The organism is Xanthomonas translucens pv. cerealis, assembly GCF_006838285.1.
Taxonomy (GTDB): Bacteria; Pseudomonadota; Gammaproteobacteria; order Xanthomonadales; family Xanthomonadaceae; genus Xanthomonas_A; species Xanthomonas_A cerealis.
The window spans coordinates 4,509,992-4,528,843 of the sequence record NZ_CP038228.1 but is presented as its reverse complement, the minus strand read 5'-3'; the positions used below and the strand labels follow the sequence as shown (position 1 = coordinate 4,528,843).

12 protein-coding genes are annotated in these 18,852 nt (G+C 70.2%); 8 read left to right on the top strand and 4 right to left on the bottom strand.

Annotated features, from left to right (window positions below; translation table 11 throughout):
- Window positions 1–6: 6 nt before the first annotated feature.
- Window positions 7–1,938 carry a glucans biosynthesis glucosyltransferase MdoH gene (gene mdoH / locus E4A48_RS19950; RefSeq protein ID WP_142743041.1) on the bottom strand — a complete coding sequence of 644 codons (1,932 nt, stop codon included), beginning with the start codon at window positions 1,936–1,938 and terminating at the stop codon, window positions 7–9.
- A gap of 527 nt (window positions 1,939–2,465) precedes the next feature.
- Window positions 2,466–3,761, bottom strand: a complete 1,296-nt coding sequence (locus E4A48_RS19945; protein WP_039006098.1) for a two-component system sensor histidine kinase NtrB — start codon at window positions 3,759–3,761, stop codon at window positions 2,466–2,468.
- A gap of 87 nt (window positions 3,762–3,848) precedes the next feature.
- On the opposite strand from E4A48_RS19945, the gene E4A48_RS19940 reads away from it, so the two are divergent.
- The gene (locus E4A48_RS19940; protein ID WP_230812808.1) at window positions 3,849–4,247 is read left to right on the top strand and encodes a response regulator; all 399 of its coding nucleotides are present in this window, start codon (window positions 3,849–3,851) and stop codon (window positions 4,245–4,247) included.
- 49 nt (window positions 4,248–4,296) lie between these two features.
- Here E4A48_RS19940 and E4A48_RS19935 read toward each other — a convergent pair whose 3' ends face one another.
- The gene (locus E4A48_RS19935) at window positions 4,297–4,542 is read right to left on the bottom strand and encodes a hypothetical protein (RefSeq protein WP_039006101.1); all 246 of its coding nucleotides are present in this window, start codon (window positions 4,540–4,542) and stop codon (window positions 4,297–4,299) included.
- A gap of 364 nt (window positions 4,543–4,906) precedes the next feature.
- On the opposite strand from E4A48_RS19935, the gene glgA reads away from it, so the two are divergent.
- The 7 genes from glgA to glgX all read left to right on the top strand — a co-directional run bounded on the left by glgA (window position 4,907) and on the right by glgX (window position 17,664).
- Entirely contained in the window at window positions 4,907–6,478 is a 1,572-nt protein-coding gene (gene glgA / locus E4A48_RS19930; RefSeq protein ID WP_039006103.1) for a glycogen synthase GlgA, read from the top strand.
- Window positions 6,475–8,724, top strand: coding sequence for a 1,4-alpha-glucan branching enzyme (locus tag E4A48_RS19925; RefSeq protein ID WP_058196855.1), 2,250 nt, complete (start codon window positions 6,475–6,477; stop codon window positions 8,722–8,724). Before glgA ends, E4A48_RS19925 begins: the two co-directional genes overlap by 4 nt.
- Window positions 8,725–8,785: 61 nt before the next feature.
- Window positions 8,786–10,522: a malto-oligosyltrehalose trehalohydrolase gene (gene treZ / locus E4A48_RS19920; protein WP_185910789.1), complete on the top strand. Its 1,737-nt coding sequence runs from the start codon at window positions 8,786–8,788 to the stop codon at window positions 10,520–10,522.
- A 154-nt stretch (window positions 10,523–10,676) separates the two neighbouring features.
- A complete protein-coding gene (gene malQ, locus E4A48_RS19915; protein ID WP_142743039.1) occupies window positions 10,677–12,632 on the top strand; it encodes a 4-alpha-glucanotransferase in 1,956 nt (651 codons plus the stop codon).
- The gene (gene treY, locus E4A48_RS19910) at window positions 12,629–15,250 is read left to right on the top strand and encodes a malto-oligosyltrehalose synthase (RefSeq protein ID WP_142743038.1); all 2,622 of its coding nucleotides are present in this window, start codon (window positions 12,629–12,631) and stop codon (window positions 15,248–15,250) included. The genes malQ and treY overlap by 4 nt, the downstream gene beginning before the upstream one ends.
- Window positions 15,251–15,294: 44 nt before the next feature.
- Window positions 15,295–15,483, top strand: coding sequence for a DUF2934 domain-containing protein (locus tag E4A48_RS19905; RefSeq protein ID WP_039006109.1), 189 nt, complete (start codon window positions 15,295–15,297; stop codon window positions 15,481–15,483).
- Between the two features lie 9 nt (window positions 15,484–15,492).
- The gene (gene glgX, locus E4A48_RS19900) at window positions 15,493–17,664 is read left to right on the top strand and encodes a glycogen debranching protein GlgX (protein ID WP_039006110.1); all 2,172 of its coding nucleotides are present in this window, start codon (window positions 15,493–15,495) and stop codon (window positions 17,662–17,664) included.
- A gap of 301 nt (window positions 17,665–17,965) precedes the next feature.
- On the opposite strand, the gene cobA is transcribed toward glgX, so the two are convergent.
- Entirely contained in the window at window positions 17,966–18,706 is a 741-nt protein-coding gene (gene cobA / locus E4A48_RS19895) for a uroporphyrinogen-III C-methyltransferase (protein WP_200886362.1), read from the bottom strand.
- Window positions 18,707–18,852 lie beyond the last annotated feature (146 nt).

The following is an 18,852-nucleotide window of genomic DNA, read 5'->3' as shown; positions in this document are numbered from 1 at the left end:
GCCGCGTCAGCCAGTGACGCGGCGCGCGGCGGCGGCGCGGCGCAATTCGCCCGCGCGCAGCAGTACGGCCGGCGGCGGCTGCTCTTCGGGGATGGCCAGGATGCGCAGCTGGCGCAGCCAAAGCCCGGCCGCACGCGAGGAACTCAGCGCCACCACCGGAATCGCCAGCGCCATGCCGATCACCACCGGCGCCATCCACGCCGCCAGCGACGGCGACACCACATAGGCCATCCCGCCCATCAGCAAGCCGAACGCGCTGAGCCCGCCATAGCTGCGCGCCAACGCCAGCCACGACAGGCGGCCATCGTCGCGCTGCTGCGCGTCCCAGCCCGAGTCCTTGCCGGCCAGCACTTCGGCCACGCCGCGCGACTGCACGTACATCACCACCGGCGCCATCAGCGCCGCCAGCACCGTCTCCAGCAGCATGCTCAGCAGCGCGCGCAGCGCACCGCCGCAGCCGCGTCGCTCCTGCGGCTTGAGCAGCATCGCGAAGTAACCCAGCACCTTCGGCGCCAGCAGCACGAACATGGTCACCGCGAACACCCAGAACACGCGGGTCGAATCCTGCTGGTGCCAATAGCGCGCCGGCGAGAACGGGGACACCACCTTGGCGACCAAGTCGAAGCCGTCGCTCTGCAGCGGGATCGCGATGCCGATCAGCATCAGCAAGCCCCACATCGGCGCGGTGAAGTAATGGCCGATGCCGATCATCATGTGCATGCGGCTGATCCAGTGCAGGCCGCGCGCGAAGACCACCTTGGAGTGCTGCAGGTTGCCCTGGCACCAGCGGCGGTCGCGCACCAGCAGGTCGGTCAGCGTCGGTGGGCCTTCCTCGTAGCTGCCCTGCAGGTACGGCACCATGTGCGTGGCCCAGCCGCCGCGGCGCATCAGCGCGGCCTCGACGAAATCGTGGCTGAGCACGTGGCCGCCGAACGGCTTGCGCCCCGGCAGCGCCGGCAGGCCGGCCTGTTCGGCGAAGGCCTGGGTACGGATCACCGCGTTGTGGCCCCAATAATTGCTCTCCGCGCCATGCCACCAGGCCACGCCATAGGCGATCACCGGGCCGTAGACACGGCCGCCGAACTGCTGCATGCGTGCGAACACGCTGTTGCCGTTGACCACTTCCGGCAGGGTCTGGATCAGGCCGACATCGGGATTGGCCTCCATCCCCGCGACCAGGCGCACGATGGTGTCGCCGGTCATCAGGCTGTCGGCGTCCAGGATCAGCATCTGCGGATAGGCGGCGCCGAACCGGCGCACCCAGTCGGCGATGTTGCCGGCCTTGCGCTCGGCGTTGTCGGCGCGGCGCCGGTAGTAGATGCGGCCGTGGCCGCCGGTGCGTTCGACCAGGTCGGCGTAGACCTGCTCTTCCTCGGTGCCGACCGCGGCACGGGTGGTGTCGCTGAGGATGAAGAAGTCGAAGTGCGCGATCTGCCCGGTGGCCTCGACCGATTCGTAGATCGCCTGCAATCCGGCCATCAGCCGGTGCGGATCCTCGTTGTAAGTGGGCATCAGCAACGCGGTGCGGCTGCGCACGCTGGGCAGCGGCACGTCCGGGTCGATGCCCAGCTTGCGCCCGCCGCCGAACACCAGGGTCACGAATCCGGCCAGCGCGCTGACGAACGAGAACGCGATCCACGCGAACAAGGGGATGAACAAGGCCATCAGGCAGCCTTCGAGCACGCTGACCCCGCCGATCAGCAACACCTTGCCGATCAGCACGCTGGCGTAGGCGGTCATCAGCGCAGTGCTGCCGAACACGTACAGCCGCCGCCAGAACATGCCGGGCGGGGTGCTGGGCAGGCGCTTGTTGCGCAGTTTTCCCTGGCGCAGCGATTGCACCGGCATCGGCAACGGCGCCTCCGGCGGCAGCACCGCATGGCCGGCATCGAGGACAGCGGAATCGGGCAGGGTCGATGTGGGGGCGACCATGCTCATGCGTTCCGCCAGCCTCGTCGGACGGCGCAACGACGCGACGACGCATCTGCGCGCGGCGCGACGAACCCTGGCGCCACTACCGGCGCCGTCTTGCTGTGATTGCCACTGGTACCCACGTTCTCTCCTGTCGGGCGGGCAAAATACTGCCGCCACTGTAAACCTCTAATAGTAAGCTTTCGCGAAGATGGCCAGGCAGGCGGCGCCACAGGCGCAGGCAGGTTCGTTCAGCCATGTGGCAATGCAGCGGCGTGCACACGGCAATCGCTGCAGGCACCGGCATTGCAGGCAGCGGCCGGCACATGCAGATGTGGCGTTACCTCAACTGCAAGACGCCATGCCCTGCCGCGCGATCGCACGCGAAGACAACACGCAACCCCGATCCGATCGGTTGCGACGCAGATGCCGAAGCCGCGGCGCCGTTGCAGTTGCAGTTACCCCAATGCTGGCGTGCACGCGGCGCAACAGGGCGCATGCCGCAGCGACGCGGGATCGGCGCCGTTGCAGCGCGCGGCACGCCGCTGCGCGGCTCAGGCCGGCGCCGGCAGGGCGGCGCTGCCGCTGGCCTCGCCCGGCGGTGCTTCGGCGACGTACGGAAACGCCAGGGTGATGGTGGTGCCGCACCCCAGTTCGGAATCCACATCGACGAAGCCGCCGGCCTGGCGCACCAGGCCGTAGACCTGCGCCAGGCCCAGGCCGGTGCCCTTGCCTTCGGGCTTGGTGGTGAAATAGGCCTCGAACAGCCGCGACTTGGTGTCCTCGGACATACCCTCGCCCTGGTCGCTGACCGCCAGGGTCACGTAGCGGCCCGGCTGGCGCATCGCTGCGGCCTGCTTTGGCGGTACCTGCAGGCTGCCGCAGCGAATCGACACCACGTCGCCAGGCTGACAGGCATCGCGCGCGTTCAAGGCCAGGTTCAGCACGGCCTGCTCGACCGAACTGCGGTCGGCATAGGTGGTGGCGCCGCCGGCGGTGGTCGCCAGCTGCAGTTTCATGTCCCCGCCCAAGGCCTGCGCCAGCAGCGGCTGCATCTGCGCGACCACCTCGCACAGGTCCAGCCACTGCGGCTTGACCGGGTGCGCGCGAGCGAAGCCGAGCAGGCGCCGGGTCATCCGCGCACCATGCTGCAAGGCATCGCCGGCGATGCCGAGCAGCTTGCGCTGGTCCGGCTGCAGCCGCTGCGGATGTTCGGCCACCATGCTCACCGAGGTCATCGCGGTCTGCAGCATGTTGTTGAAGTCGTGGACGATGCCAGCCAGCATCTGCCCGATCGCCTCGCCCTTCTGCGCCTGGGTCATGGCCCGCTCGGCGACGCGCTGCGCGGCCAGGGCGATATCCAGTTGCCCACGCAGCTCGATGTGCTCGGCCTGCAATTGCTGTCCCAGCGTATCGCTGACGACCTGCACCACCGCGCCGGTGCCTGCCTGCGGCAGATCGCCCAAGGTGCGCAGGGCCTCTTCGATCTGGCGATGCTGGGTGACGTCGCGGCTGATCACCAGCACGCGTTCCACTTCGGCGTTGGCGTTGGTCAGCGGACTGGCCAGCACGTGCCACCAGCGCGGCCTGGCGTCGAACGTCTCGCGCTGCGCCCAGAATTCGTATTGCTCGTTGCGCAAGGCGGCGTCGAATGCCGTTCCCACGAGCGGGCGCATCTCCTCCGGCCACAGATCCAGCCAGGCGCGGCCAACGACATGCTTGGGCTCGGTCGCGCCGAGCAGGCTCAGGCCGCGGGTGTTGATCGAACGCACGACACCGTCGCGGCCGATCTCCTTGATGCAGTCGTGCGAGAGTTCGACGATCTGGCGATAACGGGCATGGGTGGGCAAGCTGCGTCTCATGAGGGGTAGATTCAGCATATCGGCATCACTGCAGCGTCACCAGCGCTTCACCGGCGAATCGTGAAGCTGCACGTAATGAAGACGACGTGGCATCGCATTATGCGCGGGACTTGCGCCCTTACTACGATTCTCTTGGTAGAGGACGACCAAACGATTCGGGAATTGGCGGCAATGATGCTGGATGGCGATGGCTATCGCGTCCTGTCCGCCGGCACTGCCAACGAGGCACTCTCGCTTCTGGAGCGGCATCCCGACGTGGACCTGATCTTCAGCGACGTGCAGATGCCCGGTTGCGACGGCATGACCATGGTCCGCGAACTGCGCCGCCGCCTGGTCACGATCCCCGCCTTGCTCACCTCTGGCATGAAGAACCCCGACACCGCGACGCTGCCGACGCATACCGGCTTCCTGTCCAAACCCTACAGCCATGCCGGCCTGTTGGCGGCGCTGCATCGGCTGCAGCCGGCGCACTAGCGCGCGCTGCCGGCGCACGCCGCCCACGTTTGGTAGCGGCACTCGCAACTCAACCAAACACCAATTTCCCGTACTGCGCCGAACGGATCGCGGCCAGACGTTCGGCGACAAAGTGCTCGCCTGCGCGGACATCGCCGAAGTACACGCCGTCGAAGGCGTGCCGTCTGAGCACGGCGCCATCCGCGTCGGAGATCTGGATCTGCGGCACCAGCGCCCCGTCCGGCGCCGCGGCGAGAATCGCGTCCAGCACGAAGCCGTCCAACTCGCGTCGCATTCGCTGTGCAGAGGAGTTCATGCCGGCATTGCAGCACAGGGCCGATGAAGACAACACAACCGCAGGTTCGCGTCGGCGATGGCAGTGGACGGCGGCATCGGAGACGAAGCTAAACGGTTCATCGGTATCCCCCGCGTCCTGCCGCCTGGAGTGCGGCGAAATCACTATGCGGTAACCCCGCGGGCGCAGTGTAGACAAGGCGCCACTTCACGTTGCTTTTATCGTTGCATTCGTACATTACTTGACAGGCGTTGATCGGGCCGTTCAGTCCCCTCTGTTTCGTCTCGGGTTTTTGGTTTCCGCGTCGCGCGCCCGCATGGACGCGCGGCGGCAGTCGCTTTCCGTGTGCCCCGTGCCCCGTCCCCCCCTCCCCGACGGAACCGCCATGTCGCCCCCAACCCTCGCCGATCTGCCCGATAGACAACGCGATACCCATCCGGTGCTGCGCGCCCCGCGGCGGCGCCACCGCGATGCGCGCGGACGCTTCATCCGCCCCGCCGAAGTGACCGTCAAGCTGCAGCCGGCGCGGCGCCGCGCCAGCCTGTTCGTGACCTCGGAGATGGCCGACTTCATCAAGGCCGGCGGCCTGGGCGACGTGGCCGCGGCGCTGCCGCGCGCGCTGCGCGGCAGCTGCGACATCCGCGTGCTGATCCCCGGCTACCCGGCGGTGCTGCGCAAGACCGGGCCGCTGGAGATCGTCGGCCAGATCGCTGCCCACGCCAGCCTGCCGGCCTGCACCGTGGGCCGCGCGGACCGCCCCGACGGCCTGTGCGTGTACGTACTGCTGTGCCCGCAGCTGTTCGAGCGCCAGGGTTCGCCGTACGTGACCAGCGAAGGCCGCGACTGGGAAGACAATGCGCTGCGCTTCGCCACGCTGTCGCACGCCGCCGCGCAGATCGCCGGCGGCCACGCCGGGCTGGACTGGAATCCTGACCTGCTGCACCTCAACGACTGGCCATGCGCGCTGGCCGCCGCCTACGTGCGGTGGTCAGGCGGGCGCACGCCGTGCCTGCTCACCATCCACAACCTGGCCTACCAGGGCCTGTTCCCGTATGCGATGGCCAGCGCGCTCGGCATCCCCGGCGACGGCCTGCAGGACCTTGAGTTCTACGGGCAAATGTCGTTCCTGCGCGCCGGCATCGTCCACGCCGACCACATCAACACGGTCAGCGTCAGCTACGCCGCGCAGATCACCGGGCCGGCGCAGGGTTGCGGCCTGGACCCGCTGCTGGCCCGGCATGCCGCCAGCGGCCGCCTCAGCGGTATCGTCAACGGCATCGACCCCAGCTGGGACCCGCGTACCGACGATCATCTGCATACTCATTTCGGCATCGACCAGGTGCAGGGCAAGCGCGACAACGCCGCCCAGGTGCGCCGTGCGTTCGGCCTGATTAACAGCGACGGCCCGCTGTTCGCGGTGGTATCGCGGCTGGTGCACCAGAAAGGCCTGGACATGGTCTGCGAGGTAGCGCCGCAGATCGTCGCCGCCGGCGGCCAGATCGTGCTGATCGGCGGCGGCGAGCCGCAGATCGAGCAGGCGGTGGCGGCGCTGGCGCGGCGCTTCCCCGGCCATGTCGGCGCCCACATCGGCTTCGAGGAGCCGCTGGCGCGGCGTATGTTCGCCGGCTCGGATTTCCTGCTGATGCCGTCGCGCTTCGAACCGTGCGGGCTGAGCCAGATGTACGCGCAGCGCTTCGGCAGCTTGCCGATCGCGCACGCCACCGGCGGCCTGATCGATACCGTGGACGACGGCGTCACCGGCTTCCTGTTCGAGGAACCGTCCGCCGATGGCCTGCGCCGCTGCCTGCAGCGGGTGTTCCGCACCTTCCGCCTGCCCAGCCTGCTGCAGGCGATGCGCCGCGCGGCGATGCTGCGGCCCAGCGGCTGGGACCTGGCCGGGCGCAAGTACATGGCCCTGTACGACCGCACCGCCCCGCTGTCGCCGGCGGTGGCATGAGCGAACGGGAACGGGCGCCGGATGCGATCCCGGTGTGGGACGCGCCGCTGGAAGCGGCGAACGACGAGCGCGAGCGGCTGGCGCTGCGGGCACTGGCCCGCGGCGACGCGGTGGACGCGTTCGCCTGGCTGGGTCCGCACAGCAACGCAGACGGCACCGTCCGGGTCCGCGCGCTGGTGCCGGGCGCTGACGCGCTGGGCCTGCTCGACGGCAACGGCAAGCTGGTGGCACGGATGCGCGCGCACCCGGATGCCGAGGGCCTGTTCGAAGGCGAACTGAAGACCACGATGGACTACCGGCTGCGCATCGTGTGGCCGGACGCCCTGCAGGAAATCGACGATCCCTACGCATTTGGCCCGGTGCTGGACGAGGCCTGGCTGCAAGGCATGGCCGAAGGCGACGGCGCCGCGCTGCGCACCGCGCTGGGCGCGCACCACAGCCGCATCGGCACGGTCGACGGGGTGCGCTTCGCGGTGTGGGCGCCGCATGCGCGGCGGGTCGCGCTGGTCGGCGATTTCAACGGCTGGGACGGCCGCCGGCATCCGCTGCGCCTGCATCGCGAGGCCGGCGTCTGGGAACTGTTCGTACCTGGGCTGCTAGGTGGTGAGCACTACCAGTACGAAATTCTCGATGCCGACGGCACGCCGCTGCCGCGCAAGGCCGACCCGGTCGCCCGCCACAGCACGTGCGCACCGGACACCGCCTCGGTGGTGCCCGGTGCTGCCGGCTTCGTCTGGCACGACACGGCCTGGCTGGCGCAGCGCGAGGGGCGCGTCGGCGCCGCGCAGCCGATGAGCATTTACGAAGTGCATGCCGGCTCCTGGCGCCACGACGCGCACGGCCAGCCGCTGCACTGGGATGCGCTGGCCGCGCAGCTGATCCCGTACGTGCAGGAGCTGGGCTTCACCCATCTCGAACTGCTGCCGATCGCCGAATATCCGTTCGGCGGCTCCTGGGGCTACCAGCCGCTGGGCCTGTACGCGCCGACCGCGCGGCATGGCGACGCGGACGGTTTCGCGCGCTTCGTCGATGCCTGCCACCAGGCCGGGATCGGGGTGATCCTGGACTGGGTCGGCGCGCACTTTCCCGACGACGCGCACGGCCTGCAGCGCTTCGACGGCACCGCGCTGTACGAGCACGCCGACCCGCGCGAAGGCGTGCATCGCGAGTGGAACACGCTGATCTACAACTACGGCCGCGCCGAAGTGGTCGCCTACCTGATCGGCAGCGCACTGGAGTGGATCGAGCGTTTCCATGTCGATGGCCTGCGCGTGGATGCGGTGGCGGCGATGCTGTACCGCGACTATGGCCGCAACGAGGGCGAATGGGTGCCCAACGCCCAGGGCGGGCGCGAGAACCTGGAGGCGATCGCGTTCCTGCGCCGACTCAACGCCGAGATCGCGCAACGCTTCCCCGGGGTGCGGGTGATGGCCGAGGAATCCACCTCCTGGCCGGGCGTGACCGCGCCGCTGGAGCAGCGCGGGCTGGGCTTCAGCCACAAATGGAACATGGGCTGGAGCCACGACACGCTGAGCTACATGCAGCGCGACACTAGCCATCGCCAGCACCACCACAGCGAGATGAGCTTCGGCCTGGTGTATGCGTTCTCCGAGCACTTCGTGCTGCCGCTGTCGCACGACGAAGTGGTGCACGGCAAGGGCTCGCTGCTGGCGAAGATGCCCGGCGACAACTGGCAGCGCTTCGCCAATCTGCGCGCCTACCTGGCCTTCATGTGGGCGCACCCGGGACGCAAGCTGCTGTTCATGGGCGGCGAGTTCGGACAATGGCAGGAATGGGACCACGACCGCGCGCTGGACTGGGTGCAGGCGCAGCGTGCAGAGCACCGCGGCGTGGCGCGGCTGGTCGGCGACCTCAACCGGCAGCTGCGCGCGCAGCCGGCGCTATACCGCAGCGATCGCGCCGCGGACGGCTTCGAATGGAGCGTGGCCGACGACCACAGCAACAGCGTATTCGCCTTCGTGCGCCACGACCGCGCCGGCGGCGCGCCGCCGCTGCTGGCGGTGAGCAACTTCACCCCGGCCGTGCACCACGGCTACCGCCTCGGCGTGCCCCGCGGCGGGCAGTGGCGCGAACTGCTCAACACCGACAGCGGCCATTACGGCGGTTCCAACCAGGGCAACGACGGTGTCTTGCGCACCGCGGCGCAAGCGATGCACGGACACGCGCAATCGCTGGCGCTGACCCTGCCGCCGCTGTCCACCCTTTGGTTGCAAGTGGAGTATTGATGTGAAAATCGCAACGAGCACGACCCCGACCGACGGCGCGGCCACCACCTCGCCCTCAGCACTGCGCCAGGGCGCATGGCCTACCGCCAACGGCGAAGTCGCCTTCGCACTGTGGGCGCCGGATGCCAGCAGCGTCGACATCGTGTTCGACGACGGCCGCCGCCAGCCGCTGGCCGCCGCGGCGGACGGCTACTTCGCCGCGACCGTGGCCTGCGCCGCCGGCGCCCGCTACCGCTACGCGATCGACGGCGGCGAACCGGTACCGGACCCGGCCTCGCGCTGGCAGCCCGACGGCGTGCATGGCGCCAGCGCGGTGCTGGCCAGCGACAGCTATCGCTGGCAGCACGACGATTGGCGCGGCCGGCCGTGGGCGGACACGGTGTTCTACGAACTGCACGTGGGCGCCTGCGGCGGCTACGCCGGGCTGCGCGCGCAGCTGCGGACGCTGGCGGCGCTGGGCGTCACCGCGATCGAGCTAATGCCACTGGCGGCATTCCCTGGCCGCCACAACTGGGGCTACGACGGCGTGCTGCCGTACGCGCCGGCCGCGGCCTACGGCCATCCGGACGAGCTCAAGGCGCTGATCGACGAAGCCCACGGCCTTGGCCTGAGCGTGTTCCTGGACGTGGTCTACAACCACTTCGGCCCGGACGGCAATTACATCGGCCAGTACGCCTCGGCGTTCTTCCGCCAGGACGCGCCGACCCCGTGGGGCGCGGCGATCGACTTCCGGCTCGCGCCGGTGCAGCGCTACTTCATCGACAACGCGCTGATGTGGCTGCACGAATACCGCTTCGACGGCCTGCGCCTGGACGCGGTGCACGCGATCGTGCCGAACGCGTTCCTGGACACGCTGCGCGAAGCGATCGCGGCCAGCGTGCAGGCCGGGCGCCATGTGCACCTGGTGCTGGAAAACGAGTTCAACCAGGCCGGCGTGCTGGAGCGCGGCTACAGCGCGCAATGGGACGACGATTTCCACAACAGCCTGCACGTGCTGCTGACCGGCGAGAACGAGGGCTATTACGCCGGTTTCGCCGATGCGCCGGCGCAGCACCTGGCGCGGGTGCTGGGCGAAGGCTTCGCCTACCAGGGCCAAGCCGACTATCGCGGGCATGCGCGCGGCGAGCCGAGCGCGCAGCTGCCGCCGCACAAGTTCGTGATCTTCGCGCAGAACCACGACCAGATCGGCAACCGCGCGCGCGGCGACCGGCTGATCACCCAGGTGTCCGAGCCGGCGCTGCGCGCGGCGCTGGCGCTGACCGCGCTGACCCCGATGATCCCGCTGTTCTTCATGGGCGAACCGTGGGGCAGCCGCACCCCGTTCCTGTTCTTCACCGACTTCGCGCCGCCGCTGGACGAAGCCGTGCGCGAAGGCCGGCGCCGCGAGTTCGCGCATTTCGCCGCGTTCGCCGATCCGCAGCAGCGCGCGACCATTCCCGACCCGAACGCGCTGAGCACGTTCGAAGCATCCATCGCCGACATCGGCGATGCCACCCACGGCGACGGCGCGCGCTGGCGCGACTGGTTCGTGGCGCTGCTGGCGCTGCGCCGCCAGCACCTGGTGCCGGCGTTGCCACAGGCACGCGCGGTGGGCGCCCGCACGCTGGGGCCAAAGGCGGTGGCCGCGGGCTGGACCCTGGGCAGCGGCGAATGGCATGTGGCGGCGAACTTCGGCGATACGCCGGTGGCGCTGGATCTGCCTGGCGCAACGGTACATGCCGAAAACGCCGGCGACGACCCGACGCAGCTGCCGCCGAACGCCTTCGTCGCCCGCTACCGAGCCGGTTCCGCCACGTGAGCGCGGGCTGTCGCGACGCCATCGCGACAGCGCTTCCGGCAAGCTGCCCATTCCGTTCGTCGCCCGCGAGTGTGCGCCTGCCTGACGGGTGCGCGGCGCGCGCTGCGACGGCGGTGCGTCCGTCTTTTCCCATTGCCGCGGCACCGACTCGCCCATGACCGATACCCCCCTGCACACCCTGGCGTCCGCCGCCGGCCTGCTGGTCGACTGGATCGACGCATCCGCCACGCCGCGTACGGTCGGCACCGACACGCTGCGCAGCGTGCTCGGCGCGCTCGGCCTGGACGCGCACGACGCCGCTGCCTGCCGCGACAGCCTGCGCCGGCTGCAAGCCAGCGCCAACGTCGAAGCGTCGCTGCTGACCGCCGACCTCGGCACGCCGATCGACGCCGGCGGTACGCCCAGCGCGGCGTACCGGCTCGAACACGAAGACGGCGGCCGCCGCGACGGCCGCTTCGATGCACAAGGCCGCGTCGCCGCGGTCGATCGCCACGGCTACTGGACCCTGCAGCACGGAGACCGCCACACCACGCTGGCGGTGGCGCCGCTGCGTTGCTACGGCGTGGCCGAGGCGGTCGGCGCGGACGCGCCGCGGCGCTGGGGCCTGTCGCTGCAGGTGTATTCGGCGCAAGGCCCGGGCGACGCCGGCATCGGCGATGCGGACGGCGTGGCCGCCTGGGCAAGGAGCATCGCGCAGGTCGGCGGCGATGCGATCGCGCTGAGCCCGGTGCATGCGGCACGGCCGATCGGCACGCACTACAGCCCGTATTCGCCGGGCGACCGGCGCTTCCTGGATCCGCTGCACGCCGCACCGGCGCGCGTGCTCGGCGCCGCCGCGGCGCAGCGCGCGCTGCAGGCGGCCGGGCTCGAACAGGCCTTCGCCGACGCGCAGACGCGCGCACTGATCGACTGGCCTGCCTCGTCCGCGGCGAAGTGGCAGTGGCTGCGCCAGCTGCATGCCGATTTCGCCCAGGCCGACAGCGCCCTGCATGCGGATTTCGCCACCTTCCAACTGGCCCGCGGCGCCGCGCTGCGCGACTACGCCGCGTTCGCCGCGCGCGATTTCGGCGATGCCGATCCGGCCCTGCACAGCTTCGCGCAGTGGCTGGCCGCACGCAGTTGGGCCGGCGTGCAGCAGCAGGCGCGCGATGCCGGCATGGGCATCGGCCTGATCGCCGACCTGGCGGTAGGCTTCGATCCCGGTGGCGCCGAGGCCGCGGCCTGGCCGCAGGCGGTGCTGGTCGGGCTGGAACTGGGCGCGCCGCCGGATGCGTTCAACGGCGACGGCCAGGCCTGGGGCATCGGCGGTTACTCGCCGGCCGGGCTGCGCGCCAGCGGCTTCGCGCCCTTCATCGAACTGCTGCGTGCGGTGCTGCGCGACCGCGGCGGCGTGCGCATCGACCACATCCTCGGCCTGCTGCGGCTGTGGACGATCCCGCGCGGCGCCAATTCGGCCGACGGCGTGTACCTGCGCTATCCGCTGCGCGATCTGCTGCGCCTGCTGGCGCTGGAATCGTGGCGGCACCGCGCGATCGTGATCGGCGAAGACCTGGGCGTGGTGCCGGACGGCATCCGCGCCGAACTGTCGCAGCGCGGGGTGATGGGCATCGACGTGCTGCTGTTCACCCGCGACGCCAAGGGCGCGTTCCTGGCGCCTGCGCAATGGCGCGGCGATGCCATCGCCACCACCACCACCCACGACCTGCCGACGCTGCGCGGCTGGCGCCGCGGCGAGGACATCGACTGGCGCCGCCGCCTGCAGCTGTCCGACGCCGCGCAGCAACACGCCGACCACCTGGCCCGCAGCGCCGACGTGACGCGCATGGACGCTGCGGTCGCCGTAGCGCTGCCGCAGGCGCACGACCCGGAACTGGACGCGCTGCGCTTCGTCGCCGCCACGCCCTCGCCGCTGGCGCTGCTGCCGGCCGAGGACGCGCTGGGACTGGATCAGCAACCCAATCTGCCCGGCACCGTCGATGGCCACCCGAACTGGCGCCGGCGCTTGCCGGCGGCGGACACGGCGGCGGCCGGCGCGCCGCTCGCCACCCGCCTGCAGGCGTTCGCGCACGCGCGCCGCGGCGCCTGCGCCGCGCAAGGAACCAACGCATGAGCTTCACCCCGCTGCGCGCCACCGCGCGCCTGCAAGTGCACGCCGGATTCACCCTGCTCGATGCCGCCGCGCAGGTGCCCTACTACGCCGGCCTGGGCATCAGCCATCTGTACCTGTCGCCGATCGGCGTTGCCGTTCCCGGCTCCACCCACGGCTACGACGTCACCGATCCGCGCCAGGTCGATCCCGAACTCGGCGGCGAACCGGCGCTGCTGCACCTGTCCGAGCGCCTGCGCGCGCACGGCATGGGCCTCATCCTGGACATCGTACCCAACCACATGGCCGCGCACGCGGCCAATCCCTGGTGGTGGGACGTGCTCAAGCATGGCCGGCGCAGCCGCCACGCCGGCTGGTTCGACATCGACTGGCGCGCGCCCGGCCGCGACGGCAAGCTGTGGCTGCCAGTGCTGGACCGCGCCTACGCGCATGCGCTGAGCGAAGGCGCGTTGCAGTTGCGTGTGGCCGAGGATGGCGAGGTGCAGTTGGAGCACCACGACCAGCGCTTCCCGATCCGCCTGGAAGGCGCCTTGGCCCAGGATCCGCCGGCCAAGCGCCAGGCATGGGCGGCGCGGCTCAACGACGCCGCGCGGCTGGGCGACGACGCGCTGCATCGGCTGCTCGAACGCCAGTGCTACCGGCTGGCCTGGTGGCGGGTCGGCAACGACATGCTCAACTACCGCCGCTTCTTCGATATCACCTCGCTGGCGGCGCTGCGCGTGGAGCAGAACGAGGTATTCGCCGCGGTGCACGAACTGCCGCTGCGGCTGGTCGCCGAAGGCCACCTCGATGGCGTGCGCGTGGACCACGTCGATGGCCTGGCCGACCCCACCGGCTACGTGCAGCGGCTGCGCGCGCAGCTGGACCGCGCCGGGCGCCGCCGTGGCATCGCCGCCGGCGGCATCGCGCTGTACATCGAGAAGATCCTGGCGCCGCAGGAAACCCTGCGCAGCGACTGGCCCTGCGACGGCAGCACCGGCTACGACTTCATGGACCAAGTCGCCGGGGTGCTGCACGACCCGGCCGGCGCCGCGCCGCTGACCGCGCTGTGGCGCCGCTACAGCGGCAGCAGCGGCGACTTCGGCCAGGAACAGCGCGCCGCGCGCGACGAGATCCTGCAGGGGTCGCTGCAGACGGAGTTCGTGCGCACCGTGCAGGCGCTTTCCGCCGCCGCGCACCTGGACCCGGCCACCCGCGAGTTCAGCCCGCAGATGCTGGCGCAAGGCCTGATGGCGCTGCTGCGGCACTTCGAGGTGTACCGCAGCTACGCCGGGCCGGATGGCCTGGACCAGGCCGATGCGGCGCGCCTGGCGCAGGCAGCGCAGCACGCGCGCAATGGTGCCGAGCCGCGGGTGTGCGCGGCGATCGACGCGATCGAGCGCTGGAGCCGCGACGGCCGCGGCACCGGTAAGGCGCAGATCGCGCTGCGGCGCAGCGTGCGCCGGCGCATCGAGCAGCTGTCGGCGCCGCTCAACGCCAAGTCGGTCGAGGACACCGCGTTCTACCGCCACGGCGTGCTGCTGTCGCGCAACGAGGTCGGCAGCGACCCGGACGTGTTCGCGTGGACGCCGGAAGATTTCCACGCCGCCAACGCCGCACGCGCGCAGCACCACCCGCGCACGCTGCTGGCCACCGCCACCCACGACCACAAGCGCGGCGAAGATGTGCGCATGCGCCTGGCCGCGCTCAGCGCGCAGGCGCCGTGGTGGGCCGAACAGGTGGCGCGCTTCCATGCCTTGTGCGCCGACCTGCTGCCGGCCGGCAGCGCCGCGCCGCTGCCCGGCGACGTGCTGATGCTGTGGCAGATGCTGGTCGCCGCCTGGCCGCTGGAACTGGCCAGCGACGATGCCGCCGGCCTGGCCGACTACGCCGAGCGCATCGGTGCCTGGCAGCTGAAGGCCGCCCGAGAGGCCAAGCTGCGCACCTACTGGACCTGGCCGGACGCGGCCTACGAACGCGGCGCGCGCGCACTGCTGGACGCGGCGCTGCTGGCGCCGGCCGGCGCGCCGCTGCGCGAGGCGCTGGCGCAGGCAGCGGCCGCGCTGGCCCCGGCCGGCGCGCTCAACAGCCTGGTGCAGACCACGCTGCGGCTGAGCGTGCCGGGCGTGCCCGACCTGTACCAGGGCAGCGAAGGCTGGGACCTGTCGCTGGTCGATCCGGACAACCGCCGCCCGGTGGACTACGCGCTGCGCCAGGCCTGGCTGGACAACGCCAGCGCAGGGTCGGCGCTGCTGCGCGACTGGCACAGCGGCCACATCAAGGCCTGGTTGACCACGCAATTGCTGCAGCTGCGCGGCGCGCATCCGGCGCTGTTCGCGCATGGCAGCTATCGCCCGCTGCAGGCGCAGGGTCCGCACGCGCAGCACGTGCTCGGCTTCTCACGCGAACATGCGGGCAAGACTCTGCTGGTGGTGGTGCCGCGTCTGACTGCCGCGGCGCAACCGCTGGATGCGGCGGCACCGCTGCGCGCGCAGCTGAATTGGCATAACACCTTTCTGACGTTGCCCGCGGCACAGTACCGGCACGTGCTGAGCGGGCGCGACCTCGCGCTACCGGCCTCGATGCCGGTGGCCGACCTGCTCGCCGACTTCCCGGTGGCCGTGCTGACCGCCGTTCCCTGACATGCCGGTGGCCGTGCAGGCCACCTTCCCCTGACAAGATCGCCATGGACGCAGAAACACGCCAGCGCCGCATCCAACAACTCGCACACGAAATCTGGGAAGCCGAAGGCCGGCCCGACGGCCGCGCCGCCCGCCACTGGGCCATGGCCGAACGCCTGGTCGACGCCGAAGCCCGCGCCGACCCGCAAGACCACTCGCTTTCCCCGGCCGGCAACGGCCCCGCCACGTCGTAAGGATTCTGCATGCCGCTTCGCAAGCTCGCCCGCCGCTCCCGCATCCGCGAAGGCCGCCCGTTTCCGCTGGGCGCCACCTGGGACGGCCTGGGCGTGAATTTCGCGCTGTACTCGACCAATGCCACCAAGGTCGAGCTGTGCCTGTTCGACGAACGCGGCCGCGAGGTCGAACGCATCGTGCTGCCCGAGTACACCGACGAGATCTGGCACGGCTACCTGCCCGATGCGCGCCCCGGCCAGTTGTACGGCTACCGCGTGTACGGCCCGTACGCGCCCGATGCCGGGCACCGCTTCAACCCCAACAAGCTGCTGCTCGATCCCTACGCCAAGCAACTGGTCGGCGAGCTGAAATGGGCGCCGGCGCTGTTCGGCTACACCATCGGCCACAAGGACGCGGACCTGAGTTTCGACCGCCGCGACAGCGCCGCCTACGTGCCCAGGTGCGCGGTGATCGATCCAGCCTTCACCTGGGGCAAGGACCAGCGCCTGCAGACGCCGTGGGACCGCACGGTGATCTACGAGACACACGTGCGCGGCACCACCATGCGCCATCCGTCGGTGCCCGAGGCCTGGCGCGGCACCTTCTCCGGGCTCAAGGTGGACGAGGTGGTGGAACACATCAAGCGGCTCGGCATGACCGCGGTGGAACTGTTGCCGGTGCATGCCTTCATCGACGACGAATACCTGCTCAAGCAGGGCCTGCGCAACTACTGGGGCTACAACACCATCGGCTTCTTCGCGCCTCAGCCGCGCTACATGGCCACGCGCACCGTGGCCGAGTTCAAGCAGATGGTGGCGCGCCTGCACCATGCCGGACTGGAAGTGATCCTGGACGTGGTCTACAACCACACCGCCGAAGGCAACGAACTGGGGCCGACGCTGTCGTTCAAGGGCATCGACAACGCCAGCTACTACCGCCTGGCGCAGGACCGCCGCTTCTACATCAACGACACCGGCACCGGCAACACCTTCGACCTGACCAATGCCGGCGCGCTGCGCATGGTCAACGACTCGCTGCGCTACTGGGTGTCGGAGATGCACGTGGACGGGTTCCGCTTCGACCTGGCCACCATCCTCGGCCGCGAGCATCACGGCTTCGATCCCAAGGGTGGCTTTCTCGACGCCTGCCGCCAGGACCCGCTGCTGAGCCAGGTCAAGCTGATCGCCGAACCGTGGGACGTGGGGCCCGGCGGCTACCAGGTCGGCGGCTTCCCGCCGGGCTGGTCGGAATGGAACGACAAGTTCCGCGACAACGTGCGCGCGTTCTGGCGCGGCGACGAAGGCCAGCTGGCGGAACTGGCCACGCGCCTGACCGGCTCGGCCGACCTGTTCAACCACCGCGGCCGCCGCCCCACCGCCTCGGTCAACTTCGTCACCGCCCACGACGGCTTCACCCTGCACGACCTGGTCAGCTACACGCACAAGCACAACGAAGCCAACGGCGAAGACAACCGCGACGGCTCGGACAACAACATCTCGGCCAACTACGGGGTAGAGGGCGAAAGCGACGATTGGGAGATCAACGCGTTGCGCCTGCGGCAGATGCGCAACATGCTGGCCACGCTGCTGCTGTCGCAGGGCACGCCGATGCTGCTGGCCGGCGACGAGTTCGGGCGCAGCAAGGGCGGCAACAACAACACCTACTGCCAGGACAACGAGCTGACCTGGCTGAACTGGGAAAGCGGTGAGCGCGCGCAGCGCATGACCGCCTTCGTGACGCGCCTGACCCATCTGCGCGCGCACTACCCGCTGCTGCACCGCGCTCGCTTCTTCGACGGCGTCTACGACGAAGAGCTGGGCATCAAGGACGTAAGCTGGCTGGCGCCGGACGGCGAGGAGATGACCGAAGCGTCCTGGCACGATCCGCACGTACGCGCACTGATGATGCGCCTGGACGGCAAGGCGCCGTCCAGCGGCCTGCGCCAGGCGGCCTCGAACGTGACCTTGCTGATGATCGTCAACGGCGCCACCGAGGACGTGACCTTCACCCTGCCGATGGTCGAGGGCGAACACTGGCGCGTGCTGATCGACACCGCCGAACGCGACCACGAACACGGCCTGCCAGGCGGCTCGCAATGGCATGGCATCTGCCGTTCGTTGACCCTGCTGGCGGCAGAACGCGACGGCAAGGTCGCCGCCGCGCAGCACCAGAATGCGGCGCCGCCGGCACCGGCGGAGTAACGCGCGGCTGCCACAGACAGCGGCCCAGATTCGATGGCCGGGGCCGCTCCCACAAGGATTGCACCGGCGCTGTGGAGCTGCGAGGCCTCTTGTGGGAGGGACGTCCGTCCCAACTGCATGCCAGTTCGGAACATTCACCACTTCGCTCGTCGCGGCTGAAGCCGCTCCTACAGGGAGCGCTGGCGAACTTCCGATGCCGATGCTGTCGTTTGTGGGAGCGACTCTGGGTGGCCTCGGGCCATCAGTCGCGACGGGCTTTACCGATGAAGCCCGTCGCGGCTGATATTGCTCTTCCAAGCAATCACGCTATCGCCTGCATTGCATGCGACTGCGAGAACGCCTGCACCTGCGCCTCGCCGACCGCGCCGCCGATCAGGATCACCCCGGGCGCGCCGATGCCCAGGCCTTCCACATCGGCCGCCAGGCGCTCGAGCGTGGTCAGCACCTGCGCCTGCTGCGGCAGGCTCGCCGACTGCACCACCGCGGCCGGCGTAGCGCCGGGCAGGTGCCGCAGCAAGGCAGCCGTCAGCGCGGCGATACGGCCCATGCCCATGTAGATCGCCAGCGTGGTGCGGGTGGCGCACAGCGCTGCCCAGTCCGGCTCGCCATGGTCCTGGGTGTGCGCGGTGACGAAGGTGATGCCGTGGCAATGGTCGCGATGGGTCAGCGACATGCCCAGCCCGGCCGCCGCCGCGAACCCGGCGCTGACGCCATTGACGATGCGCACCTGCACGCCCGACGCGCGCAGGAACGCGATCTCCTCGCCGGCGCGGCCGAACAACAGCGCTTCCCCGCCCTTGGCGCGCACCACATTGGCGCCCTGCAGCGCATAGCGCCGCATCAGCCGGCAGATGAAATCCTGCGGCGTGGAACGGCAGCCGCCGCGCTTGCCGACCCGGATCACCCGCGCCTGCGGCGCGAACTGCACGATGTCGGGATTGACCAGATCGTCGAGCAACAGCACCTGCGCCGCGGCCAGCGCCTTGACCGCCTTCAGCGTCAGCAGTTCCAGGTCGCCAGGACCGGCCGACAGCAACACCACTGCGCCGCCGCCATGCATACCGCACACGCTTGCATCGTTCATCGCAGACTCCGCCAAGAAAGAAGGAACAACACCCAGGACATCGCAGCTGCCTGTGCACCGCTGCGCGCATCCGCAACGCCATCTGTCCGCACCCGCCACACGCG

Bases quoted from the DNA above. Each gene is read 5' to 3' on its own strand.
- mdoH (WP_142743041.1), bottom strand. From the start codon at position 1,938: ATGAGCATGGTCGCCCCCACATCGACCCTGCCCGATTCCGCTGTCCTC.
- E4A48_RS19940 (WP_230812808.1), top strand. From the start codon at position 3,849: ATGAAGACGACGTGGCATCGCATTATGCGCGGGACTTGCGCCCTTACT.
- E4A48_RS19935 (WP_039006101.1), bottom strand. From the start codon at position 4,542: ATGAACTCCTCTGCACAGCGAATGCGACGCGAGTTGGACGGCTTCGTG.
- glgA (WP_039006103.1), top strand. From the start codon at position 4,907: ATGTCGCCCCCAACCCTCGCCGATCTGCCCGATAGACAACGCGATACC.
- E4A48_RS19925 (WP_058196855.1), top strand. From the start codon at position 6,475: ATGAGCGAACGGGAACGGGCGCCGGATGCGATCCCGGTGTGGGACGCG.
- malQ (WP_142743039.1), top strand. From the start codon at position 10,677: ATGACCGATACCCCCCTGCACACCCTGGCGTCCGCCGCCGGCCTGCTG.
- treY (WP_142743038.1), top strand. From the start codon at position 12,629: ATGAGCTTCACCCCGCTGCGCGCCACCGCGCGCCTGCAAGTGCACGCC.
- E4A48_RS19905 (WP_039006109.1), top strand. From the start codon at position 15,295: ATGGACGCAGAAACACGCCAGCGCCGCATCCAACAACTCGCACACGAA.
- glgX (WP_039006110.1), top strand. From the start codon at position 15,493: ATGCCGCTTCGCAAGCTCGCCCGCCGCTCCCGCATCCGCGAAGGCCGC.